Here is a 26,439-nt window from a genome sequence, read left to right on the forward strand (position 1 = left end):
TTTCAATTAAATCTCTTCTCACTTGATTATAGATTTCTTTCCGTCTATACTTCGGGGTGAACACAATATGGTATTTGCACATCCATTTTGTGTGAGCTAGGCTGTAGCTCTTGGTTGCCATTGATGACCATTCCTCTCTTTTGAGCCTGAACATCTCAATTTTATTGGAATGGTCATGGTGGTCAAACCCTCAATCCCTCCACCCGCATAGCGGGTGGTTTTTTGTTTCGCGCGCTTCACGCACTCAACTGGCTAAAGCCATAATAAAAAAACACGGAATAGCTTCCGTGTTTTTACTTTAATTCTATATTTTATTTAAAAAAACAAAGCATAGAAGACACACTCGATGAATGCTGTGTAGCTTAGTTCATTGGCTCATACTTGGCCAGACCAATAGCATTCGCATACAGTGCTGCCTGTGTACGATCTGACAATCGGAGCTTGGCGAGGATCTGACTGACATGCTTCTTCACCGTGAACTCACTGATGAATAGCCGCTGGGCAATTTCACGATTGCAGGCTCCCATCCCAAGCTCAATGAGAACTTCCTTTTCCTTCGGCGTCAGATCATCTGTCAGGTTCACCGCATCCTCACGAAGCTTCGTCTCCAGGATCGTCGGATCATAATATTTGCGACCCTTGTTCACCAGTTGAATCGCATAGATTAGCTCCTCTGGCAGAGCCTCCTTCAGCACATAGCCATCTACAGAGGCCTCTTCTGCCTTCAGGAAATCCTCCCGACTTGCTGAGGACGTCAAAAGAATGAATTTGCTGTTGAATCCTCGATTTCTGGCGGACTTAATAATATCCAGACCGGATTCATCTGCGAGCTTCAAATCCAGTAATACCAGATCAGGGTTCGTCTCCTCCAGCACCATGAGTGCTTCATGCTGGTTCTTGGCCTCTCCCGCAAAGTGTACGTTAGGCTGCATTGATATTACAGCAGCGAGCCCTTTTCTCACCAAAGGATGATCATCTACAATGACTACTTTCATGAAACGACCTCCTGATCTTATGTATCTGTTATATGATCCGCATTCCAGTGAACACATCCCGTGCATATCCCGTTCCCTGTCGTGTCTGTACATTCATCAAGAACTGAGCTGTACCGGAACCGTGAGGACAAGTTCTGTCCCGCTCCCGATCCCGCTGGTTACATTAAATTCACCTCCCATAGATTTTGCTAAATATTCCATATTCCCTAATCCGAGGCCTCCTTCGGGCTGAAGCGCCTCACCTCCTGCCGTAATTTTATCTGCTTCAAATCCAATTCCATCATCCGTGATCACGAGCTTCACTCGCTGTGGATGAATAGCCAGACTAACATTAATATGCTTCGCACATCCATGACGAATGGCATTACCTGCTGACTCGGATATGACACGATACAGCATTTTCTGATACAGGTAAGGCAACGTGTGATGATCTCCTGTAATAGACAGCTCAATCTGCACCTCATTCAGACGGGAAAGCATATGCAGATGACTCTTCACTGAGGCCATCCAGGTAGGAGCTCCTCCTTTGCGGGAGCTTAAGCTATGTATTGCCAGCTTCAGTTCCCGTGCCGCCTGATTGGCAGACTCCTGTAACAGATCCAGCTGCTCGTTGACCTTGACCCTTGGCAGCTTATGCCACGTCTGACGTAAAGAATGTGTGGAGTACACCATGCCGAACAGACTCTGGGATACATTATCATGCATCTCATTGGCAATTCGGTTCTGCTCATTCGTGATGATCAGTTGACTCTCGATACGCTCCAACTCATAACGTTCCAGGAATACGGCGCTTAGCTCCGCGAGGAAAATCAGCTGCTGCACCAGCCAGCGTCTACGACTCAGCTCCTGCTCGGGCTCCAGCTTCACACCGATGATGGCCACGAAGCGTGTCGTCATCGGCACCGTAATCATGAGGAATTCGCCCCAGTCTGGCAATGTCTTGAAAAAGGGCTCCCGCTCCGAGCGATATTGCTCCCGATGATGATTAATCTCAGCAAAGAGCTCCTCCTCCTCTTCCACACTCCAGCCCGTCTGACTGCTCGCAGGTGCATCCTCCTCCATATGGTCCAGCCAAAAGAAGGCCTTCTGCTGCCCAGTCAGCTTCACCGTGTAGTCCGAGATTACTTGCCCCATATTCATGGCCTCATTGCGGCTCGCCGTCTCCATGATGTGATAGATGGATCTGATATGCTCCATCGTCTCATGTACCCGGGTATTGGCTTGTGTCAGCTCCCTCTTCATGGTGCCGATCATTTGCATCGCCATCATCGTAATCGACAATACCAGGATGAGATTCATATTCTGAATCAGGACATCCGGGAAAAACCGAGTCTGCAATTGGTTAAAAAAGGTATAACAAAAAGTGAGCTGAATTCCGATATAGGATGTAAGCAAGATCCAACTGTAAATTGTTGACAAATATATTCCCGCAGTCACCATCGGATTAATGATGTACCATTTGAAGGGGCTTCCCGCTCCCCCCGTAGGAAACAACAGGGCTATTATTCCAACGGTCTCCAGAGCAATGGTGAACATCATGATCTTGGGATGATTCTGGTACCTGCGATAAATATACGTGAATGTACTGACGATCATGAATAGCAAAATAATTAAAAGCCATTTGTGATTCGCGTCGTGGCCCGAGTCTCCAAATACATAAGCAAGCGATGTAACCGCCAAGGAAGCATACCTGTACACAAAAATCATCCTGGCGTCTGCAGACTTCTTAGCCTTCATCATGTCACCCTATTCTGTTGATAATCGGGAAGTCCATAATCAATGTGTTACAAAAATGATACCGAATAAATTTCGAAATAACAAGCCACCCAAAAAATAGTAAACGTTTACATCGAAAAAAATATGGTATTTTTTGTGCCAAAATCTTGTTTCATTCCACAAAAAACGGGGTATAGAAAGCCTTTTTTTCGACCTGTCAAGTTTTTTTCGCTCCAACAAATGGAAAGACCCGTAAAGTTCCTCTCTGATCGAGAGAGACTCTACGGGTCTTTTTCATATACAATATTCAACTATGATTTGGTAGCCTTGATCGTGCACTTAAGTGTCTCTACCAGAGTCCCAAATTAATTCCCGCCGGCACGTGCTAATTCACGCATACTGGCTTCAAAGGCTGCAAGCAGGGCTTCATCTCCAGTCAAGCCTGTCGCTTCGACCTTCTCAATATGCTCAACCATCCGCTTGTAGTCCTTCGGAATGATCCGTACAAAATGCCCAATGGCATTCTGCCAATCATTCAAAATATGCTCAGCCACTTCACTACCTGTGTACTCCGCATGACGTTGGATCAGCCCTCTTAGGTCTGCGGCCTCAGCTATATCCTCTACACGCTCCAGGAGTACCATCTCCAGATTGCAGCGTCCCAGGAAGGTAGCTTCCGGATCATACACATACGCAATACCGCCGGACATCCCTGCTGCAAAATTCCGTCCAGTATCCCCGAGCACGACTACACGTCCGCCTGTCATATACTCACAGCCATGATCGCCTACACCTTCTACGACGACCTTGACCCCGGAATTACGAACAGCAAAGCGTTCTCCGGCAATACCATTAATGTAGGCCTCACCGCTAGTAGCACCGTATAGGGCCGTATTACCTATAATAATATTCTTATTCGCTTCGAATGTCGCTTCAGCTGGCTTTTTGACGATAATTTTACCGCCAGAAAGTCCCTTTCCGACATAATCGTTGGAATCACCTTCCACTTTGATCGTGATTCCCTTAGGAACAAAGGCACCCAGACTCTGTCCAGCCGAACCTGTGAAGTTCAGACGGATGGTATCCTCCGGAAGTCCCGCTGCTCCATAGCGACGGGTAACCTCGCTTCCCAAAATCGTACCAACGGCACGGTTCACATTCGTGATTGGGAGTGTTGCTTCTACAGGAATGCTATCTTCAAGCGCTGGTGCAGCGAGTGGAAGCAGGTGTTGCATATCCAGCGTCTCTTCCAGACCATGATTCTGGCGCTGTGTACGAACTCGCTCACTGCCTGCAGCCAGCTCAGACACATGGAGAAGCACGGACAGGTCTACGCCCTTCTTCTTCCAGTGATTGGCTGCATGATTCGCATCCAGACAATCGGTACGTCCTACCATCTCCTGAATAGTACGGAAGCCCAGCTCAGCCATGATCTCACGTACATCCTCAGCCACAAAGCGCATGAAGTTCACGACGTGCTGTGGGTCCCCCATATAGTTCTTACGCAGCTCCGGATTCTGGGTAGCCACACCTACTGGACAAGTGTCCATTTGGCATACCCGCATCATAATACAGCCAAGCGCTACCAGCGGAGCAGTAGAGAAGCCATATTCCTCAGCACCCAGCAGAGCAGCTACAGCCAGATCGCGTCCAGACAGCATCTTGCCGTCCGTCTCCAGTACGATACGATCACGCAGATTGTTGATCATCAGCGTCTGATGAGCTTCAGCAAGTCCCAGCTCCCATGGCATACCTGCATGACGAATGGAGCCTTGTGGTGATGCTCCTGTCCCTCCGTCGTAGCCGCTGATCAGGATAATATCCGCACGTCCTTTGGCAACACCTGCTGCAATCGTGCCGACACCCACCTCGGATACGAGCTTCACGTTAATATCTGCACGTGGATTGGCATTCTTCAGATCATAGATCAGCTCTGCCAGATCCTCGATGGAGTAGATATCATGGTGAGGCGGCGGTGAAATCAGACCCACACCAGGCGTGGAACCGCGAACCTCGGCAACCCAAGGGTATACCTTACGACCAGGCAGTTGTCCGCCTTCGCCCGGCTTCGCTCCCTGTGCCATCTTGATCTGAATCTCATCCGCATTCACCAGATAGTTGGAGGTTACGCCAAAGCGTCCTGAAGCCACTTGCTTGATCGAGCTGCGACGCAGGTCTCCGTTCTCGTCTCTTACGAAGCGAGAAGGGTCTTCGCCACCCTCACCTGTATTACTCTTGCCTCCGATTCGGTTCATGGCAATCGCAAGATCCTCATGCGCTTCCTTACTGATCGATCCGAAGGACATGGCCCCGGTCTTGAAGCGGCGCATGATGGACTCAGCGGATTCCACTTCCTCCAGCGGAATAGGCTCGCCTACCTGCTTGAGCTTCAGCATCGAGCGAATGGTCAGCTTCTTCTCATTCTCGCCCTGCACCAGCGTGGCATACTTTCTATATAATTGGTAATCTCCAGTACGAACTGCTTGCTGCAACAGATGGATGGTCTGCGGATTGAACAGATGCTCCTCTCCATCATTGCGCCATTGGTATTCACCACCGGAATCCAATACCTTGTCATTGCCATCCTTCTCATTGAAGGCACGATAATGATGTGAAAGGGCTTCTGCCGCTACTTCCTCCAGACCGATTCCGCCGATGCGAGAAGGTGTCCAGGTAAAGTATTGATCGACAAAGTCCTGCTTCAAGCCTACTGCTTCGAAGATTTGCGCTCCACGATAGGATTGAATTGTGGAAATCCCCATCTTGGACAAAATTTTCAGCACGCCCTTAGTAGCGGCTTTGATGTAGTTCTTAACGGCCTTCTCATGGGAAATGCCACGCAGCATGCCTTGCTGAATCATGTCGTCGAGCGTCTCGAATGCCAGATACGGATTCACTGCACTTACGCCATAGCCAAGCAGCAGCGCGTAATGATGAATATCACGCGGCTCTCCCGACTCCAGCAGGATGCTCACCTTCGTACGCGTACCGCGTTTGATCAGGTGATGATGCAATCCCGCTACTGCGAGCAGTGCAGGAATGGCTGCATTGTCATGATCGACACCACGGTCCGACAGAATCAGGATATTATGCCCCTTCTCAATGACACGATCCGCCGCTTCGAACATTCCCTCCATTGCACTGCGCAGCCCTTCGGCGCCATCAGCCGCATTGAAGAACATAGGAATCGTCATGGACTTGAAGCCTGGACGATGAACATGACGGATTTTGGCAAAATCTTCATTCGACAGCACCGGTGTCTCCAGACGAATCTGACGACAGCTCTCTGGTTCTGGATGCAGAAGATTACGCTCTGGTCCAATCGTCGTCCCCGTAGCTGTTACGATCTCTTCCCGAATCGCGTCGATCGGTGGATTCGTTACTTGAGCGAACATCTGCTTGAAATAGTTATACAGTCGCTGCGGCTTATCCGACAGCACGGCCAATGGAGCGTCATAACCCATGGAACCGATTGGCTCTGCTCCAGTGGAAGCCATAGGCTCCAGCAGCTTGCGCAGCTCCTCAAAGGTATACCCGAACGATAGTTGTAGCTGATTCACATTATCGTGCTTCGGCTCAGGAAGCTCCGGTGCGTCAGGCAGCTCGGCGAGATCAATCAGATGCTCATCAAGCCATTCCTGATACGGCTCCTCGGAAGCGATTCTTGCCTTAACCTCCTCATCCGACACGATACGTCCTTCTTCTGTATCCACGAGCAGCATACGACCTGGGCGCAGACGATCCTTGTAGAGGATGTTCGCTGGATCAATGTTCAGTACGCCTACCTCGGAGGACAGAATGATCAGGTCATCCTTCGTCACATAGTAGCGTGCTGGACGGAGTCCGTTCCGGTCCAGAATCGCACCGATCTGGATACCGTCTGTGAACGCCATTGCAGCCGGGCCGTCCCACGGTTCCATCATCGTGCTGTGATATTCATAAAATGCTCGCTTCGTGGCATCCATACCCTCATGGTTGCTCCAAGGCTCCGGTACCATCATCATCGCTACGTGTGGCAGGGAGCGACCACTCAAGTACAGGAACTCCAGCGTATTGTCGAACATTGCGGTATCTGAGCCATCCGGATTGATGACTGGCTTGACCTTGCTGATATCCTCGCCGAACAGCTCGCTCTCGAACTGCGCCTGACGAGCATGCATCCAGTTCACATTCCCGCGCATCGTGTTGATCTCACCGTTATGAATCATGAAGCGATAAGGGTGCGCACGATCCCAGCTCGGGAAGGTATTGGTGCTGAAGCGCGAGTGAATCAGCGCGATTGCTGAAGACAGACGCTCATCCTGCAGGTCGAGATAGAACTGGCCCACTTGCGCCGTAGTCAGCATACCTTTATAGACCACTTTTCGACAGGACATACTCGGAGCATAGAAGCTCTCGCCATGTGCATCCTCTGCATTGTATCGAATGGCCTGCTCTGCACGCTTGCGAATGACATACAGCCTGCGCTCAAAGCCCAGATCCGTCTCGATTCCTTCAGCACGCTTAATGAACACTTGGCATACATATGGCTTGGCTGCTTTGGCCGTCTTGCCCAACATCTCATCATAAGTAGGCACTTCACGGAAGCCGAGGCACTCCTGCCCTTCTTCCGCGATGATCTCCTGCAGGCGCTGCTGGTGTGCTGCGCGGACAGCCGCATCATTAGACATGAACAGCATACCAACGCCGTAATGACCAGGTTCAGGCAGGTTCACACCAAGCTTCTGCATCTCATCAGCAAGAAACTGATGTGGTATCTGAATCATGATCCCAGCTCCGTCACCGGAATTCGGTTCACTTCCCTGACCACCGCGATGTTCCATGTTCTCCAGCATCGTGAGCGCCTGGGTCACAATATCATGAGATGGCTTGCCTTTAATATTTGCAACAAAACCCATACCACAAGCATCTTTTTCAAATTGAGGATCATATAGACCCTGTTTTGGAGGTAAACCTGTCTGTCTCATGGAACGCAACCTTTCTCTAATAAAATCAGGGCCATCCTTCAGTAAGGACGGATTGGAAACGACGGCAGCGACAAATGAAATGTTCAGCAGCAGTGGCTGAGAAAAGAGGGTATGACGAACATCACCACTCGATACGAGGGCGACGATGTCGATTTGCGTGTTGGAGGTGGAAAGGTTCGGCCTTTCCGGAGTGCAATCTCGATAATTATACAGCTACTCTCTTATTAGAAAGATTAAGTTATATCATTGTAACACTCACCTAACGCGTAAGCAATTCAAAGTTTTTATGATAGCGATAATAAATCTTTTGATGTACAGCTTTACCGTAATGATGCAAAAACCAGGGGGATTCAATGCATATTTATACATTAATATGTGTATTTTCTATCATTCATATCTATTCTATTTAAACAGATCGTCATAAAACGAATTCACATTCATAATTTACAAATAACGATTGAAGTATCTTCTTTTCGTTTATACAATTTGAATAACGGCTTCTATTTAATGAAGCTCTAGCTTTCATCTTTTTTCTCATCCATATTATCATCATCCATTCAAGCCATGTGCCACCATGCTATGAAATGATCTGAAGCAAAGTAGGTGTATCATGTTAGCAAAACGAATCATGCTATTGTCCGAAGGCTTTGGTACAGGGCATACCAAGGCAGCACAGGCTCTGGCAGACGGACTAAAGCACCTGTTCCCGGAAACTGACACCTGTGTGATGGAGCTTGGAACAGTTCTGAATCCGAAGCTGGTTCCGGTGCTACTGGATGCTTACCGCCGAACTGTGAGTGTCCAGCCAGAGCTGATCGGCATCCTATATCGCAAGCAATACCACAAGCCTTTGAATGGATTCACACGTCTAGCATTGCATAAGCTCTTCTACGCCAAGGCCCTACGCATCATCTCGGCATGGAGCCCGGACGCTATCGTCTGCTCCCATCCCTTTCCGGCGGCCGTCATCGCGCATCTGAAGCAGCAAGGTCTGAATATACCTTTATTGACGCTCATTACCGATTATGACGCACACGGTACCTGGGTCAATGCCGAGGTCGATGGCTATCTGGCTCCGGCTATGAAGGTTCGTGATGTGCTCATTTCGCATGGGGCTGAGCCTTCACGTATCTCAGTCACGGGTCTCCCTGTCCATCCTGACTTCTGGAGCAAAGGTAGTAAAGAGCGTATCCGCCGAAATCTCGGATTACGAAACCTGCCTACCGCGCTTGTGATGGGTGGTGGCTGGGGCATAACGGCGCAGCATGAGATGCTGGAACAATTAATCCAGCTATCTGGTCGAATACAGTTAATTATTTGTACAGGCAGTAACCGCAAGCTCTACCACCAGCTGCATTCGAATCCGCAATGGCATCATCCCTATGTGCGTATCCTTGGATACACTCACAAGATTAGCCAATTGATGGACGCCTCGGATGTACTCATTACCAAGCCTGGAGGCATGACTTGTACAGAAGCCATGGTCAAACGCATCCCGATGCTCTTCCTCCCAGCTCTTCCCGGACAGGAGGAGGAGAACCGCAATTATTTTGTCGAGCAGGGCTACGGGCTCACGCTTGAGCATGTAACAGATCTGGAGCTAGCCATCGAGGAGCTCATTCGCATAGGCGACTCCCGGCTTAGAGCGGAGTCATACCACCCTCAGTTAGGAGCACGGGTCGTACATCAGCTCGTATCCTCCCGCACCCTATCGCCGGAATATGCCGAGAAATGGACGTCACACCGTAGCGTCGGTGGTCCATCTTCACCTTCCTCGCATTCACTTGGCACCAAGGAGACTGCCAGGCTAAGCTGAGTGCTGAGTAACATGATAAACCAAATTATAAATTGAAGCATGGGCTAAATTTAGCCAAAAAGTAAAGGGTCGAGAGTGACGCTCAGTACAATTAGTACAGGCTTACTCTCGACCCTCTGTCATCTATAACCCACATCATTTTCTGTCCACATCATATCTACCTTAGTTCACAGACTAGTTGTTAGTGATGTAAGTGAAAATGGCATTCGTACCGTGTCTTCTTCTCCTAGAATTCAAAGCTCTCACCCGGACGCAGCGGCCTGCCCTCAAGTCCCTCCTGGGCCAATCGTTCACAGAAGGCTACAGGGTCCTGCTCAATCCCGGGGAAGGTATCATAATGCACAGGGATGATTCGTTTGGCCCGAATCCAGGAAGCAGCCAGCAACGCATCATCGGGCCCCATAGTGAGCTTGTCTCCAATTGGCAATGCTGCAGCATCAATCTGATGTCTTTCTCCAATTAGACGAAGCTCACTGAACAAAGCCGTATCTCCGGCATGATAGAACACCTTGTCCCCTATCGTTAACAGTATGCCTGCTGGCTCGCCCATATAGATGGTCTGCCCATCAATAGTCAGTGAAGAACTATGCAGGGCTGGTGTGAATTTTACGTGGAAGTCGTCGAACTGAAAGCCTCCCCCGATATTCATATGCTCTGCCTTTGCTCCCAGTAAGGTACAATATTCCGCTAATTCATAGACCGCTATGATTGGGCAATCGTTATTCTTTGCGATCGTCACAGCATCTCCGAAATGATCAGCATGACCATGAGTCAATAGAACGGCATCCACTTGAATCTCTTCCGGTTTAATAGTAGCAAGTGCATTACCTGTCAAGAACGGATCAAATATGAATCGTTTGCCCGCTTCCTCTACTAAAATTGCAGAATGTCCGTAGTACGTAATTTTCATGATTCAACGGCACCTCCAAATGTTAAGCGCATGCTATTATTTACCCTCAATTCTATCGTTATAACGGAGGACAAATACACTTGTCAGTACATAAGCCGAATAGAACCGCACATGACGACGCACGATTATTTATAAAAAGTATGATTCCCGATCGTCTTCACTTTCTCACGATTATGATGAACGGTCAGATCCTGAGCCAACGTGAGAGACAAGAAGTAATACGTATTGTCAGGCACAGCCTTCACACCGTTCAGCGCTTCGTTCACAGCACGAATACAATCCTCATTAGGCTGAACACGACGAAGACGCCCGTTCGCTACCGGACTAAATTGAGCTTTTTGATAGATGACATTTTGGATTGTATCTGGGAAATTGGCTGACCGCAGCCGGTTCAAGACAACGTTGGCAACTGCCACTTTGCCTTCGTACGGTTCGCCTTCAGCTTCTGCCATTACGATTTTTTGCAGCAAAAGCACTTCATTCGCCTTGACGCTGTAGCTCCAGGTAGACTTGGCTTGTTCTGCCTGCGTGAGCGTTTGCGTACGCGTAAAGAAGATTTTGTTAGGGGGGGTATGGGTCTGTGAGGTTGCGGCCACAGCTGCTGCCTTCTTGGCAGCCTCCGCCTTTTGAACCTGAGCAGCTCGCTTGGCTTCCGCCGTAGCTCGTCGCTTCGTTTCCTCCACTTGATTCAGAAGCATGGGAGCCGATTCAATCTGTTTCCATCTATGCATTTCTTTCCCGGTTGGGACGGATGTATCAGATTCCTTTAAGAAATGCATAGAGCTGATCCTGTCCTGTTGCATAGATCGTTCGCCAATGCCCGACCAATAGATAGAATTATAGATTACAGCCTCCGAAATTTTGTGTTTATTTTGCACCTCAGAATACAGACTAATCCCCACTATACATACCAGCAGCACGCTTAACATCGGTGCTACCCAACGATTCTCTTTAATGATATCCATATTGTTCCTCCCGCTACATTAGGCACACTTAAACGTATATGTAACCGAAAATGTGACTTTTGAATAACGCTGAACAATATTATCACTTGTAGAGAAGTTTAGCAAGTTTCGGACCCTTTTATTGGTATTTCACCCACAACTTTATACATTGGTCGTTGCCCTAATTGTGTCGCATAGACGACAAAAGACTCCACCTTCCAGGTCGAATTTGTAAGCGGAAGATTCGTATCCTCTGAGTGCTGGAATGCGGCTGTACCCGTGTAATTGCGAGCAACCGTGATGTGCGGATGATAGGCTCTGGCCTCTCTCTGGAAGCCCAGTGGCTCAGTAGCATCCACAATTCGCTCCTGCAAGCGATATAAGTGATCCACCTCCCCTTCAACATCCTGCCACATAACCCGCGGTCGGTCAGTTGTACCAAAGGTTCCTACAGCTCCCAGCTTCAATTGAAATGGCACGAGATCATCAGTCGATCGCTTCAATGCCAGCACGAGATCAGCAATCCGGGACGTATCCGTATCTCCCAAAAATTGAAGTGTGATATGGTAATCTTGCCAATCTGTCCATTTGCGAAAAGAAACCTCTGATCGCAAAATCTCAGCCCACTCGTGCAATTGCTCCTTGAGGCTGTCTGGCAATGGAACAGCGATAAATATTCTTTCTTGCGAAGCAACACCCTTATTCGGCGGGGTCATTTAGCATCCCTCTCCTAACTACCATTTAGTGCAACCTTCTGTTACGTAGCTCTACGTTGCCTTGTGTGTCATCTTATTATGCATCAGCATCTTGACTGAATATGTGCAGATTAAAGGACATGGAAAGTGTGTGCTTAACGGATAGCATCCTTTACTCTCATCTAATCTGTGTCAAGGTACTTGCTGTGGAGTCAGTATAACTCGAGCATCACCATGCTATTCATGCCTAGCATGGCTGTTAGCGGATCATGACTTGTGCGTGACCACTGCTAAATGGGTTAAATTACTGATATAAAGCAATTGAAGCGTATGGATCTATATCTTGGGCAGGTCTTGCGTTCATCTGTTATGCTGAGAAATAGAGAAGTAATATCATGCGAATGACTTGGGAGGAATCAGAATGTCAAGTACCATGTCGAGAACTATAGTATGTCTGCATCATCTGACGACCGAGCAGGAAGCACAGATTCGGGAAGCTGCTCCCGAATTCCGCCTTATTCTGGGGAAAGCCAAGAAGATCGACCCAGCAATTATTCAGGAAGCGGAAATTCTCATCGGCTGGTCACGAGGCTTGGAGGCTGCTGCACTTCATGAGGATAGCAAGCTGCGCTGGATCCAGAGCTGGTCCGCTGGCATAGATAAGATGCCTTTGGAGAAGCTTGCGAATCGAAATATCGTATTGACGGATGCCAGTGGAGTCCATGCCATTCCCATTACTGAGATGATCTTCGGCCTCCTGCTTGCACATACCCGGTATATCCATCCCTCTGCTCAGTATCAGCAACAACGTCAGTGGTCTCCTCCAGCGTCCGAGTTGGGTGAAATTCACGGGAAGACCATGCTGATCGTCGGTGTCGGCGAGATCGGATCAGAGACAGCCCGGATTGCCAGCGCCTTCGGTATGCGAGTGCTAGGTGTTCGCCGTTCAGGGAAGAGTGTACCGCATGTGGATCACATGTACACGATGGATGGCCTGTACGATGCCTTGGCACAGGCTGACGTCATTGTGAACATTCTCCCATACACAGAAGAGACTCATCACTTGTTCGACGAACGCGCATTTCAAGCCGCGAAGCCGGGCAGCAGCTTCATCAACGTAGGCCGTGGCAGCACGGTCAAGACGGATGACCTCATTCAGGCACTGGGGCAAGGCACACTGGCCTATGCAGGACTGGATGTATTCGAGGAAGAACCATTGCCAGCTGAGCACCCGCTATGGAGCATGGACAATGTCCTGATCACTCCTCATATAGCCGGAAGCACAGATCGTTATAGCGAACGAGTCCTGCCGATTTTCTTAGAGAATCTACAGGATTACATCAAGGGTCAGACCCCTCAACGAAACTTTGTGGACTATAGCAAAAAATATTAAACGACTAAACACCGTCTCCGAAGTCAACAAGATATGTTCCCCTTGCAGCTGCAAGTACTCTACCACCTGTCGTAGAAGGGAGCATATCAACCATGACTGGGAGACGGTCTTTCATTTAATAGAATGTGCACGTCCACGATCTGTAGCGGCTATATTTTTCGAACTCATGTGGCTACACTTTTACGAATTCACATGGCTATGTCTTTCCTTTTCAAGCTATATCAGCATATCAGATGTGCGCCCCATCCTGATCAGCATTGCCATTCAAGAAGGTTGCCTGCGAGCTTCACAGACGTAGATTTCTCTGACCATGGAGCTATTTTCCCCTTTAGGCAATCTCGCTGTATCCATAACCCTCCATCCTGCCTGCTCCAGCGATGCCTTGATGGATTCCATGCTGATGACGATGGCCCGATCCGTCATTCTTCTAAGGCTTGCCAGCATATTCTCTCGTTCCGTCACTGACTGAACCGAGCACAGATTATAAGGCATATCCAGTACCGCAGCATCATAACGAGCTGTGATATGATTCATATCACCTAGGGTAACGTATTCTTCTCCATAGCCGTAATGCTTAAGATTGACGCGTGCCCCCTGAATAGCCAGCGGATTCATATCTCCCCCTTGGGCTCTGATCCCCATATGCAGCGCCTCAATCAGGACGTTGCCCATTCCACAGCAGGGGTCAATCAAAGTTCGACCTTCAGCATCAGGCAAGGCAATATTAATCAAAGCTCTCACTGCTACCATCGGTAGACCCGTCGAATAGTTATAGGGCTTATGCCTGCGCTCCAGCCACGAACGATCACTTTCTTCACAAATTCCGAGCACCCATTTTCCTTCGACATAGGTCAGCCCCAATGTACAATCGGGATTCTTCATACGAGCTGAGCCTTGAATTAGCATGCCGAGCTGGCGCTCCAGATGTCTTCGCTCCGAGTAATCCAGGGGCATATCGCTTTCCTTCAGACAATGAACCTTGAAGGTCTCCCCTTCAGGCAGTCCTAGCTGCCTGGCGTACTCACAAATATCCTCCCATTCGGAAGAGCATGCTAGCACTTCCAGCCGCAGACGGATAAACGCACTTTGCCCCGGTTCTATCCTTCTGTTAGCCATGTATAGATGATCGTGCTGCGGCGGCTGCCCGAACAAGCTGTCAAGCTCCAATTGGCACAGTTCTCGTTCTGTAGTATGACAGGTGTATACATAGAGGTATTTCTCAGATTTCTCTAACGCGCGCTCGTTGTAAGTCCATGCAAAGTTGTGCTGCGCTTTGTCTATTTCCATCATCCTCCTCCTAGGGTAAAGCGCGACACCGATTGCAGCAGCTTATCTGACATCTCCTTCAGCTCCAGAATACTGCCAGCCACGGTGTCCAGAGTTCCGCTTTGTTGCTGTACCGATGCCGTAACTTCTTGTGCTCCTGCTGCCGATTGCTCGGACACTGCCGAAATATTCTCGCTGTGTTCCTTCATTATCATACTGGACTGCTCCATCGCGTGCAGTCGCTCGCCAATTTCTGTAATGATATCTGCCATCTGCTCTACCGATAAAATGATCTCCTTGAACGCGTCTCCTGTAACGACCATCTGCCGATCGCCCTGATCTGTCTGCTCCACGCCGTCCTCCAGAAGCTTCACAATTGTACGGGAATCCTGCTGAATCCCAGCCGTCATATCCGTGATCTCGGCGACTGTGTCACTTACTGCTGCGGACAGTAGGCTTACTTCCTTTGCCACCACGGCAAATCCTCGTCCACTCTCACCAGCACGTGCTGCTTCTATTGTAGCATTCAATGCAAGCATGTTGGTCTGGCTGGCAATCTCACGAATGTTACCCACAAGCTTGGTAATACTTTGATTCTTATGATCCAGCTCCGTGACCCTGCTCATTGCGTCCTTGACCAGACCTGCAATCGCGTGCATTTGCTGTCCCAGATTCTTCATCGCAAGCTGACCGTTCTCTCCTTGGCCCCTGACAAGCTGTGAGGTCTGCTGCAGCTCTTGTCCTTGACGTGCGTGCTTCACAATGTGCTCACTTAGCTCAGTTACCGTTCTGGCCGAATCCGCTGCTGTCTGGGCCTGATTTTCCGCGCCCTTCGCCAATTCCTCCATCGTCACCGAGATCTGTAGACTTCCAGCTCTGACCTCCTCAGCAGATACATTAAGCTCCCCGCTCCGCTGGTTCATCAGACTTGAAATATCGTGAATATTCGTCACCATTGCAACCAGATTATGCTTCATCGCATTCACAGCATGCACCAGCGTGCCGATCTCATCCTGATTGCGGACCTCAATATCCTGACCGCTCAAATCTCCCGCTGCGACTACCTTCACACCATGAGTTACATCCATCAGTGGCTTTACGATTTTGCGGAACATTTGTTGATTGGCAAAATAAGCTGCGGCTACCGCAATCAGAAGACAAATGACGGTAATCCAGAGTGCCAAGGTGAAGCTATTCTCAGCGCGGCTTACCTCTCCGCTCACCCGCTCCTTGTTCAGACTGATTAATTGATCCATATCCCCCTGCATAACATTAAAAGCATCCATGCCCTTCTCGGCAACCTCCGAGGCCAGCTCCCCTTGCCCATCCTGACTCAGCTTCAATGCCTGCGTATTCAGCTTGAGATACTGGTCCCATTTGCTCCGCAAGGACTCCAGATGCTCTAGCTCAGTAGGATCTGTGGCAGTAGCCTTCAACACCTTCATGCTGTCAGCTACGGTACGAATCATTACCGCCCGTTCTTCCTCTATAAGCTCCCGCTCTGCTGGTGCACTCGTAGCAAAATGTCGAAAACTAAGTGTTAGGATATGTTCTGTAGCAAAATGAACATTGTTAATATGCTCAAGAGACGGCATGATCCGATTCACAATTCCGTCTGTGCTCTGCTGCATTTTCAGCGTCTGATATAATGTCAGCGCTCCAAAGATCAGCAGGTAGACTACAAGCATGCCAAAGATGAGCCGAACGAAGCTTTTGATGCTGGCACGGGCATCCAGTCCCTTGTGCAAGCTGGACCACGGGATTGTACGTAGCTTGGAAGCCTGTTCTCTAAATATATGCTTCCAGCTTCGTTGTTGGGGCGATCGAGCTTTTACAGTACGTTTCTCTCTCCATTTTTTTCCCTTTTCCATATCCTTCTGCCCACTCCTTCAATCGTCATCTTTCATAGTTATATAGACCTATATTGCTAGTGTCGGCAGTTTGCTACCTACTGTCAAGCCATGAGCGAAAAGTTAACACAAATTGGTGAAAGTTTAATAAACCCTTACATAAAATCAGGCATCATGCCCAATTTTGAGCCCTTCTACAAGTATAAGAGCCTATATTATAAGGATCTCTGTGTCAGGGAACAACGACATTCCGCATGCACATTAGAATCTATCCCAAGCCATTAAATAGACATGGTTATACTCAGCTCAGCATCTATACTTTAAAGCAGACTAGTTATAGCAAACAGTACATAACTAAAAACGAAGAGCAGCACCCCCTAATACAGGAGAATGCTGCTCTGCTTCGCTTTAACGATTATGAGGATAAATGTGGCCTAAATCTACTTGTAGGAATCTACATGAAGATGACCAAATCATTATCATATCTGATCAACCAAATAGGCGGACCCATGGGATAAGATCAGTCCAGATCATAGATAGACCCTACCTTCAGACCGTATAGTTCATTATAAATTTTCTCAGCAAAGGCGTCTGTCATTCCGGCAATATAGTCAATGACCATATGCTCCCAGGTCCAGATCGGATTCGGCTTGGCCTGATCGCGCTCATAGCGCTGAAGCCAGTCGCTCGGAATAATCGACTTCGAGGTCTCCGGATCTAGAAAAGCCTGCCATAAGCGCTTCAGCATCCATTCGCTTCGCTTCTGGAGACGCTGCACTCGTAGATCACGAATCATTGTCACCCATGCAAAGCTCTTCAAGACACTCACCGTGCGCAGCATATCCAGATCCTCTTTCCCTTCCTTCACGAAAGTAACCTTCTTCCAGTTGCCATCTTCGATGACACCAAGACTGCTTACGAACAAGCTTACCCAGTAAGCCTTGACCTCTCGTCTCGTCCGGGAATAGTCGTGCTCGCAGAGTGGCATTTTGCTAGTCCATACCTTGAGGAATTCCGACAGTACCTGATCCACCTTCGGACCGATCTGCTCCTCCGTCCAGCCTTGCCAGAAGGCATCCTCCAGCGTCGTAATCTTCTCTACAATCAGCCGCTTGAGATACGGATCATGGAGAAAGTGTTCATGCACCTCAATCTTGCCAGCCTTGATGCCATCCTCCAGATCATGAGCCGAATAGGCGATATCATCGCAAAGGTCCATGAGTTGAGCCTCCAGCGTCTTCTTCCCATTCGGAATTTCCCAGTCGTTGCGAATAGCCTGAATATATTGCCACTCGTGCAGATACATCCCCTTCTTATTTACCGTTCCCGGGTACGGATATTTATTGACACCCAACAGGACTGCATCCGTCAGATTCAGGCCATCAATATTCTCACGCTTCTCCAGAAACATCATAAGCCGGAAATTATGGGCATTGCCTTCAAAGTGCTCATACTTATGTCGCATCGCGACGCGTGCTTGCAGAGCTGGTTCGGATTGTGGCGGAAAGCCCTGGGACAGCGCCAACTGCTCGGCTTTGGTATGCACTAGCTGATCCAGAATACCATCCAGCACCTCTTCTCCCTTATGTCCAAATGGAGGATGCCCGAAGTCATGAGCAATGGAGGCACATTCGACGACCTCAGAGTCAATGATCAATCCAGGATTATCGGCCTGCTCCGCCAGCACCTCCGGGTAGGAGCGAATCAGACTGCGCGCAGCCTCTCTCGCAATCTGGGCAACCTCCAGAGAATGGGTAAGTCTTGTCCGATAATAATCGCCTGTTCCAGCGCCAAACACCTGCGACTTTCCTTGCAATCTTCGAAACGTCGGCGAATGGATCAGCCTGGAATAATCTCGTTCATATGCAGCTCGCGAAGCATCCACACGCAAATCCTCAGGATGCTGGCGATGTTCTCTTTTTGATTTCCATGTCATACGTTTCACTCCCAACCTATTGGAGTGATTATACACATTTTTAGGCTTTCCGAAAAGCGTGTAGCCACTACCTTGGCCAGACTTCCCTCTTCTATTTCATTTTAGGGTCCAGTACATCACGCAGCCCGTCACCCAGCAGATTGAAGCCAAGGACAGTCAGCATAATGGCGAGGCCTGGGAAAAAGACCGTCCAAGGTGCCGTCTGAATGAACTGCCTGGAATCCGACAGCATTTTGCCCCATTCTGGGAGAGGCGGCTGAGCCCCCATGCCCAGAAAGCCAAGAGCAGCAGCCTCAATAATAGCTGTGCTAATACCCAGCGTCCCCTGAACAATGATCGGTGTCAGGCTATTCGGAAGGATGTGTCTAATCAAGATTCGTGCATTGCTGCCCCCCATAGCCTTCGCCGCTGTAATGTACTCTTCGTTCTTCAGACTGAGCACCTTGGAGCGGACCAGTCGTCCGTAAGTCGGTACATTCACAATGGCAATGGCGTATAGGGCATTTTGTAAGGAAGGCCCCAAAATCGCGACAATTGCGATGGCCAGCAGGATGGCTGGGAAAGCTAGCAGGATATCAAACAAACGTGAAATGAGCATGTCCACCCATTTTCCAAAAAAACCTGCCATGATCCCCAGTGCCGTGCCTACCACAATCGAACCTATCACAGACACGAAGCCTACCCACAGAGAAATTCTGGCCCCATAAATTGTGCGTGTCAGAATATCCCGACCCAGATCATCCGTCCCGAACCAATGCTCGGCTGATGGTGCCTGCAGACGGTTGGTCAACTCCTGCTCCTTATAGTCTCCTGGTGCGATCCATGGAGCTCCAAGCGCTATTATAATGAAGAAAATAATAACCAGCAGGCCAATTACCGCTGACTTGTTACGCTTGAAGGACCTCCATGCATCGCGCCATGGCCCGGATCGTGGTCTCGCTGGTACAACGACTCGCCGCTCCTGGGTATTCAACATCATTTCACTCATAACGTCCTCCTGCCTGTCTTTACTGGTAGCGAATCCGGCGGTCAATGAAAGCGTACAGCAGGTCAACCACTAGATTAATTACAACGAACATAAAGGCAATAATCAGAATGCCACTCTGAATAACTGGATAATCTCGGGCACTGATGGCTTCATAGATATAGCGTCCGACACCTGGCCATGCAAAAATGGTCTCTGTCAGAACTGCGCCACCCAATAAGGAGCCCGTCTGGAGCCCTACGACCGTCAGCACGGGTATGGCCGCATTCTTCAAGGCATGTCGATATACGATATAAAATGGAGCGAGCCCCTTGGCACGTGCAGTGCGAATATAGTCGGAGCTCATCACCTCGACCATGCTGGAGCGAGTCATTCGGGCAATAACCGCCATCGGAATCGTACCAAGTGCAATACTTGGCAATATGAGATGCTTGATCACTACCCATAGCTGGTCCCAGCGACCTGCCAGCATGGCATCAATAACTGCCAGATTCGTCACCAACTCCACCGGATCACGCGGATTCATCCGCCCAATCGACGGTAGCCATTGCAGCTTGTTCGCAAATATCCACTGCTCCATTAGTCCCAGCCAGAATATTGGCATGGACACACCGACAAGAGCAATCACCATACAGGCGTAATCGAACCAAGAGTTCTGTCTCCATGCACTGATAATCCCAGCATTTACCCCGACGAATAAAGCAAAAAACATGCTCGCCGCCGTCAACTCCAGCGTTGCTGCAAGATAGGGTAGAATTTCCCGGGCAATGGGCTCTCGGGTCCGAATAGAGTCACCCAGATCGCCACGCATTAGCTCGCTAAGATAAGCTCCATATTGTTGAATCCAGGGCTTGTCGAGCCCAAGCTGATCTCGCAGTGCTTGCTTGGATTGCTCTGTGGCTTTATCTCCCAGAATCGTATCTGCAGGGTCCCCCGGAATGGCATGTATAATAGAAAATACAATGATCGTCATGCCAAAAAGTACTGGAATCAGTACAAGTATTCGTTTGAGTACGTAAGAATTCATGTCAGGTCACCATCCACTAGCTCAGACATGAACATGTCGGCGGCTGTCCCAATGCGGCATACACATGCCGCGGAACATACCGCCGAGGTTCACTTTGTCTGAGGTTATATCTTACTCAAAGTAAATGCTGGCATATGGCTCGGAGCCAGTTGGAGATGGGGTATAGCCTTTTAGATTGGATGAGGCTGCCATAAGTGGTGTCGTATGAACCAGCGGAATCCACGGGGCATCTTCCTTGATGATGACCTGTGACTGCTTGTATAGCTCGGCACGCTTGTCCTGATCGACTTCCTTCTGTGCCTCCACCAGAATGGTATGCAACTCTTCATTTACATAGAAGCTTCGGTTATTGCCTGGAATCGTATCTTTATCCAGCAGGGTGTAAATGAAATTGTCCGGGTCACCGTTATCCCCTGTCCAGCCCAGCATGTACAGATCATCCTTCTCTCCAGCCTTCAAGTCATCCAGATAAGTAGCCCACTCTGGGGATTGGATGCTGACCTTGACGCCGATCTTCTCCAGATCTGCCTGAATGGCCTCAGCAACCTTACGGCCATCTGGCATATAAGGACGGGATACCGGCATCGCATAGAAGATAAGTTCCTCGGCAACGCCATCAGGGTAGCCAGCCTCAGCCAACAATGCCTTCGCCTTCTCCGGGTCGTAGGCGTAATCCTGAATTTCATCGTTATAGCCCCAAAGGGTTGGTGGTAATGGATTCTTCGCCACCTGAGCGGAGCCACCAAAGAAGGCATCCACAATAGCTTGCTTATTGACAGCGTGGTTCAGAGCCTGACGTACTTTTTTATCATCAAACGGCTTCTTCTTCGTATTAAAACCAACATATCCTACATTAAAGGAAGGACGTTCGATCTTCTGCAGGTTCGCATTGCTCTCCAGTACAGTCAGATCATCCGCATTCAGATCCTCCATGATGTCGATCTCACCATTCTGCAAGGCATTGAAGCGAGCCGTATTGTCGGGAATGGAACGCACAATCACTTTGTTCAGCTTAGGCAAGCCTTCCTGCCAGTAATCCGGGTTCTTCTCCAAGGTAATGGAATCATTGCGCTTCCACTCCTTGAATACGAATGGCCCCGTCCCTACCGGCTCGCTCTTGAAATTGGTAGTCTTCTCCTTCACAGCCGTCGGACTGGCAATCCCGAAGCTGGACATGGCAATATTCTGCAAGAAAGGCGCCTGCGGCTGGTTCAGCGTGAATTGCACCGTATGCTCATCAACGGCTTTGACCTCCTTGATCACCCGGCTATCCTCGCTACCGAACATGGAATCATAATAATCGAAGGAATCTCCCTCGAACTTGTATTCACTGGCCGGGTCACTCCAACGCTCGAAGTTAAAAACCACCGCCTCCGCATTGAAGTCGGTTCCATCATGGAATTTGACTCCCTGACGAAGCTTGAACGTGTACGCCAGACCGTCTTCAGCCACTTCCCAGCTCTCGGCAAGAGAAGGCTGGACTTTTGTGGAACCCGGCTCATAGGACAGCAACGTATCATATACCTGCTGTGCAATTTTCAAAGATTCTCCGTCTGTAACAATACCGGGATCAAGTGCTACTGAATCTCCACCCCGTCCAAAAATCAATGTATCCTGTACTGTCGCATCCTGTTCAGGTGCCGGCTCATTGCCCGGCTCAGGTGCTGCCTCATTAGAGCCTCCACCGCAACCGGCAATACCCACCATAACCGCCAATACAAGAATCAGTACACCACTCCACCATCTTCTCTTCAACATTGAATAACCCCTTTCAGCAGCATTTATATAATGAATGGATGTAACACAAAATAAATGTCACTAAAATGACATAATATATACTAAATAACATATATTCACTGTTAATATGACAACAAAAGACGGCATACGTCAAAATGACGCAGACATCCAGTGGATCTTAAATGTAGAGACACATTCGATTAGTGGATTAAAAGGTACTGAACTAGAATGGACTAGAGTTTACTAGAATAACCAGAATTATTAGAGTTGAGTTGACTAGAATTTGATTAGAATTCGATTTACTGCGAACCTGGAAGTTGGATAGCATATGCAATATGATCATATATAATTGTATTCCTCGGCGGACATATGCTGTAGGTCTAGTAGAGTTGGCTTGCATACTGGATGACTTACTATAGATGAGATCTAAGCTAGTGGAAGAAAAACAGACATGGATGTCTTGGCATGGTGTTAACGCGGTGAAGGATCGCTCTTGGTGTACGGGGTTTTCTTGTGTATGTAAATCCTGTCGTGGCATGGAGCATTACACTACTATACGTCAAGTAAAATAACATAAAGAACGGTTGAAAAGAGGTGATTAATGGTAACTTTACAATAGAACAGAAGAATAGACAAGTCTTTTTTACATTTATTCGTAATTGGAATTAAGTTAGCTTATTCATGGTGTTAAGTATAATGACAAGATAAAATTTCCTTATAAAATAAAAAAAGGATGTCCTCCACCCTCATTCACACCATGCTTTGCTTAAGCTCATGGCTTTCCGATCGGTAGAAGGACATCCTCAACAACATTCCAGTATATGCGTTATCCCTATTACAGCTATGATGCCATCATATTTGTGCATTTGTGCATTCACAAATTTCACACTATATACACAGCTACAAATATACGTTCATGCGAGCGATTCGACGCTCCCTGACATCGTATGCCTCCGGCTCCTCAAGAACAGCCCCTTGAATTAATTTACTGCTGCCGTCCTTGTAAATTAATTCGTAGCTAGTGGCCAGCGTGTTCTGCGAAAAAGTATCCCGCCGATTCGCTCGAATGTACGTCACTTCACAGCTTCCCAGTAAGCGGAATGACAGCGTTCCCTCTGAGTCAAAAAGCCAGTCAGGCAGACTCGGCACAAGCCGGAAGGTCAGCTTACCCTGCTCATATCGGAACGGCTTCTCTCCCATCATCATCTGTAGCCACATATGAAGGAATTCTGCAGTAGAGCCACTGAGCCTTGCAATGAACCCTGTGCCATGCAGACCCTCGTCCGGATTCGCACTGCTGGCAATGAAGGAGCTATTCTCCAGCGTACTTCGTCCATAGACTGCTGCATCCATGAACGGAGGCAACGCGCGCTGCAGGTCTGCAAAAAATTCATCATACAGCTCGTTACGCAGACACTCCAACAGATACTTGAATTCCATATGCATGAATATGGACTCGTTCTCCAGCCAGCCCGGTGTAAATGCACGAGAGCGGCCTAGCTCGAACGGCTGCCCATCCAGACTTTCATTAACCTTATACATCCCTAACGCTTCATCATACAGTCCACTACTACGGATATTGCGGTGCAGTTCCTGCGGCGAGATTGGCGCTCCCTTCACCTTCAATGCCCGAACAGGTCCCTCCAGAAAATGTGGAAGATCATGTCGCTTGAACGCCTTGATCTCAATCTGGCTGTGTCCATTTTCATTTGTACTAACCTCATACTGACTAGCTTCATAGTAAAAGTACGTAGGATACAGGCCTTCACCGATGTCCAGCGCTCTCTTCATCCCCTCGTGCAGCTTACCCTCAGCCTTGGTAAGAATACGTTGGATACGAGCCAGCTCCAGCTCCTCCTCCGCCCCATCAAAGCCCCAACGAACAGCCCATCGGTAAGCCTCTCTAGCCTCCGACACCGTAGCCCAGAAGGTATGATCCCGCTCACGTCCATGCTGTGACTGTTCGTAGGCTCTAAGGGCATAGTCCACTCTATCCACGAGCCGAACCATCTCGACCGGCAGTCGAACCGTGCTATCCTGTGGCAATTGCTGTAGTGCGTTCAGCAGGAACTGGATAATACGCTGCAGCTCGCACAGCTCTCCGAATCCAGAGGCCATAAGTCCTGGCAACCCATTCATTGAATCATTCCAGCCCGGCTTACCAGCCTCCATCTCAATGCCTAGACCCTCGGGGTCGAGCGTTGCCAGCTTGATCATCGCGAGCGAGAACAGCTTCTCTAGCAGATTGGATAGATAGATCTCTCCCTTGCCCTGCTGTGTACGAACCCAGCTCGCATCCCGCTCACGAGCATGGAGCTGTGCCTCCTTCGCCTTGCTTTCCAGCACGGCCCCATACTGACGAATTCGTCCATCATCGAGCTGTACATATTTATGCTGACGTGGCTGTACCCAGGCAGGACTGTCATAATAACGGTATTCCCTGGTCAGGAGCAATGTCGTCAATCGCTCAGGGTAGACGCCTAGATAGCTTTCGATCAGATCCAGATTATATGTCCAGTGATCCGTCCAGTAGCCTTCGCCAAAATCCGCTTCGAAGCTCTGTTCCGAGCAGCCCAGCACCCTTGTTACGAGCTCTGGAGGATCTACCATCAGAGCTTTCTTGAACCGCTCACTCCAATCGACAAGCTCCCCCGGTGTATAGTGACCTGACAGGAGTGCACGAAAGGACTCATGCGCTTCAGAACCAACCAACTGGAGCAGCTCCTCATCCATGGCACGAAGCCGGAAGCTGCAGCCTTTTACTACAAGTGGATTGTAGCCGTCCGGCTGAATGAAGCTCATGAACATGCGGATGTTGAAATCCTCGATCTCCGGGTGGAACCATACATCATTACGGCGGTTCTGATTGGCATCCCGAAAGTTCCCATTGCCTTGTGAATAGGTTCTTGCCTGAAGCTTGAAGAAGTTATAATCTCGCTCCAGATCCCCATGCTTGCGTGAGTACACATGATAGACATGGGGCTTCTCCGTGCCATTATCCAGCAACAGCGGATAACCACCTCGCAGCAGGTTATCCAGATAGCTCTGGCGGCAATATTCATCGAAGAGCGGCACCGCAGAACGGGTCTCCATATCGTCGGTCAAAGCATGGGCCAACTGCTCCGCTTCCCGCTCCTTCCGCTGGATATAATTCATCGTGGCCAGTTCATTAAGCCTCCCTGTAATGTCCTCAATGCGCTGAACATGACCGATGACCATACAGTGGCGAACTGTCGCCCCTGCAGCCAGCTCAACGGCATACCCGCTGAAGGCACAGGGAACCTTGTTGGTGGTTATCTGTGGCTGATTCAGCAGCTCCAGCATGGAGGTACGAAGAAATCCCTCTGGCATGGTCAGAGCCGTATTGCTGCCAAATATTAGACCGGGATCTACCAATGGTTGGAGTAGCTGTTCGTGACCATTTTGCTCCATGAAGCTATACATAAAATGACCGGCTTCAATCCTGTGAACCTCGCTCGTATCTGCTGTACTGCCGCGCAGCTTGTAGAACGGAACCCGGTTATCCAGTCCCTCGACATCCATCCAGCTCTTCAGGGTGTAGCCTAGCTCTTTGTACGCCGCATTCTCAATCCCGAATGGCAGGACAGCAGGCATTCCGTCCAGTACCTCCAGCTCCAAGGCTGCATCACTGACATTCCGTAGCTCCACCTGCCGCACAAGGGCAGCATGCTTCTCGCCAGGTAAAGTATAGTATCGCACCTGCACTTGAAGTCCTGTATCCGTATCTGAACTCACCAGTTCCAGCTGATTACGTGAGATTCGCAGCTGCTGTTGTTCTTGCCCCTGGATGTTCATGGTCGAGAAAATCTCACGGTAGCCCCATTCATAGGAAGCCTCTGAAGCGCAGCTGCTACTCTGCTCTGAAGAGGACGTTGGATCAGCCGTGGCTTGTGCAGGATCCATGTGCTGCAAGGCAGGTCTATGCTTCACGAACGTGCGAAAGCCATGCAACGGCACGAGGCTGTAGCTGCGATCAGCTGGAAAGAACTCCATAATGGCACCATTCTTGTCCTCAACCCCGAAGCTCGCAATCCCCTGTCCGCGATTCACATAATACGTCCACATCGGGATGCCATGAATACCCGCAATGCCTGGCAGGAAGCTGGAGAATGGCTTTGCCTGCTGATATTGGTCAATTACAAATCGGCCTTCATTATCAAAATAATATTTCACGGTCATAC

The 26,439-nt window shown here is 49.1% G+C and carries 16 protein-coding genes; 2 read left to right on the top strand and 14 right to left on the bottom strand.

The features are described from left to right. From D328_RS28905 to gltB, 4 genes are all read right to left on the bottom strand, one after another. A partial coding sequence (locus tag D328_RS28905; protein ID WP_018885062.1) for a transposase occupies positions 1-121 on the bottom strand: 121 nt, incomplete at its 3' end. Positions 122-362: 241 nt separating this feature from the next. Beyond that, positions 363-995, bottom strand: a complete 633-nt coding sequence (locus D328_RS0111020; protein ID WP_018885063.1) for a response regulator — start codon at positions 993-995, stop codon at positions 363-365. 96 nt (positions 996-1,091) lie between these two features. Further along, positions 1,092-2,702, bottom strand: coding sequence for a sensor histidine kinase (locus D328_RS0111025; RefSeq protein ID WP_233426190.1), 1,611 nt, complete (start codon positions 2,700-2,702; stop codon positions 1,092-1,094). A 374-nt stretch (positions 2,703-3,076) separates the two neighbouring features. Then, positions 3,077-7,678: a glutamate synthase large subunit gene (gltB, locus tag D328_RS0111030; RefSeq protein ID WP_026281127.1), complete on the bottom strand. Its 4,602-nt coding sequence runs from the start codon at positions 7,676-7,678 to the stop codon at positions 3,077-3,079. A 610-nt stretch (positions 7,679-8,288) separates the two neighbouring features. Between gltB and D328_RS28910 the strand changes: the two genes are divergently transcribed. Beyond that, the gene (locus D328_RS28910; protein WP_018885066.1) at positions 8,289-9,494 is read left to right on the top strand and encodes an MGDG synthase family glycosyltransferase; all 1,206 of its coding nucleotides are present in this window, start codon (positions 8,289-8,291) and stop codon (positions 9,492-9,494) included. A 226-nt stretch (positions 9,495-9,720) separates the two neighbouring features. Here the strand turns inward: D328_RS28910 and D328_RS0111040 are convergent, their stop codons facing one another. From D328_RS0111040 to thpR, 3 genes are all read right to left on the bottom strand, one after another. After that, complete coding sequence (locus tag D328_RS0111040) at positions 9,721-10,404, bottom strand: metal-dependent hydrolase (protein ID WP_018885067.1); 684 nt, start codon at positions 10,402-10,404, stop codon at positions 9,721-9,723. Between the two features lie 125 nt (positions 10,405-10,529). Then, the gene (locus tag D328_RS0111045) at positions 10,530-11,369 is read right to left on the bottom strand and encodes a cell wall hydrolase (protein ID WP_018885068.1); all 840 of its coding nucleotides are present in this window, start codon (positions 11,367-11,369) and stop codon (positions 10,530-10,532) included. Positions 11,370-11,467: 98 nt separating this feature from the next. Next, positions 11,468-12,064: an RNA 2',3'-cyclic phosphodiesterase gene (thpR, locus tag D328_RS0111050; RefSeq protein ID WP_018885069.1), complete on the bottom strand. Its 597-nt coding sequence runs from the start codon at positions 12,062-12,064 to the stop codon at positions 11,468-11,470. Between the two features lie 400 nt (positions 12,065-12,464). Here thpR and D328_RS0111055 point away from each other — a divergent pair, with 400 nt between their 5' ends. Further along, entirely contained in the window at positions 12,465-13,436 is a 972-nt protein-coding gene (locus D328_RS0111055) for a D-2-hydroxyacid dehydrogenase (RefSeq protein WP_018885070.1), read from the top strand. 264 nt (positions 13,437-13,700) lie between these two features. Here D328_RS0111055 and D328_RS0111060 read toward each other — a convergent pair whose 3' ends face one another. The 7 genes from D328_RS0111060 to D328_RS0111095 form a co-directional block, all read right to left on the bottom strand. Further along, the gene (locus tag D328_RS0111060) at positions 13,701-14,723 is read right to left on the bottom strand and encodes a TRM11 family SAM-dependent methyltransferase (protein ID WP_018885071.1); all 1,023 of its coding nucleotides are present in this window, start codon (positions 14,721-14,723) and stop codon (positions 13,701-13,703) included. Then, on the bottom strand, positions 14,723-16,573 hold the full coding sequence (locus D328_RS0111065) for a methyl-accepting chemotaxis protein (RefSeq protein ID WP_018885072.1): 1,851 nt from the start codon (positions 16,571-16,573) through the stop codon (positions 14,723-14,725). The genes D328_RS0111060 and D328_RS0111065 overlap by 1 nt, the downstream gene beginning before the upstream one ends. A 499-nt stretch (positions 16,574-17,072) precedes the next feature. Next, positions 17,073-18,488, bottom strand: coding sequence for a deoxyguanosinetriphosphate triphosphohydrolase family protein (locus tag D328_RS0111075; protein WP_018885074.1), 1,416 nt, complete (start codon positions 18,486-18,488; stop codon positions 17,073-17,075). A 91-nt stretch (positions 18,489-18,579) separates the two neighbouring features. Next, positions 18,580-19,476, bottom strand: a complete 897-nt coding sequence (gene nikC / locus D328_RS0111080; protein ID WP_018885075.1) for a nickel transporter permease — start codon at positions 19,474-19,476, stop codon at positions 18,580-18,582. A gap of 19 nt (positions 19,477-19,495) precedes the next feature. Then, complete coding sequence (locus D328_RS0111085) at positions 19,496-20,500, bottom strand: ABC transporter permease (protein WP_018885076.1); 1,005 nt, start codon at positions 20,498-20,500, stop codon at positions 19,496-19,498. Between the two features lie 111 nt (positions 20,501-20,611). Continuing rightward, positions 20,612-22,207: an ABC transporter substrate-binding protein gene (locus tag D328_RS0111090; protein WP_407667789.1), complete on the bottom strand. Its 1,596-nt coding sequence runs from the start codon at positions 22,205-22,207 to the stop codon at positions 20,612-20,614. Between the two features lie 930 nt (positions 22,208-23,137). Further along, a complete protein-coding gene (locus D328_RS0111095) occupies positions 23,138-26,437 on the bottom strand; it encodes a hypothetical protein (protein WP_018885078.1) in 3,300 nt (1,099 codons plus the stop codon). Positions 26,438-26,439 lie beyond the last annotated feature (2 nt).

It is taken from the genome of Paenibacillus massiliensis 2301065 = DSM 16942 (assembly GCF_000377505.1).
GTDB classification, from domain to species: Bacteria; Bacillota; Bacilli; order Paenibacillales; family Paenibacillaceae; genus Paenibacillus; species Paenibacillus massiliensis.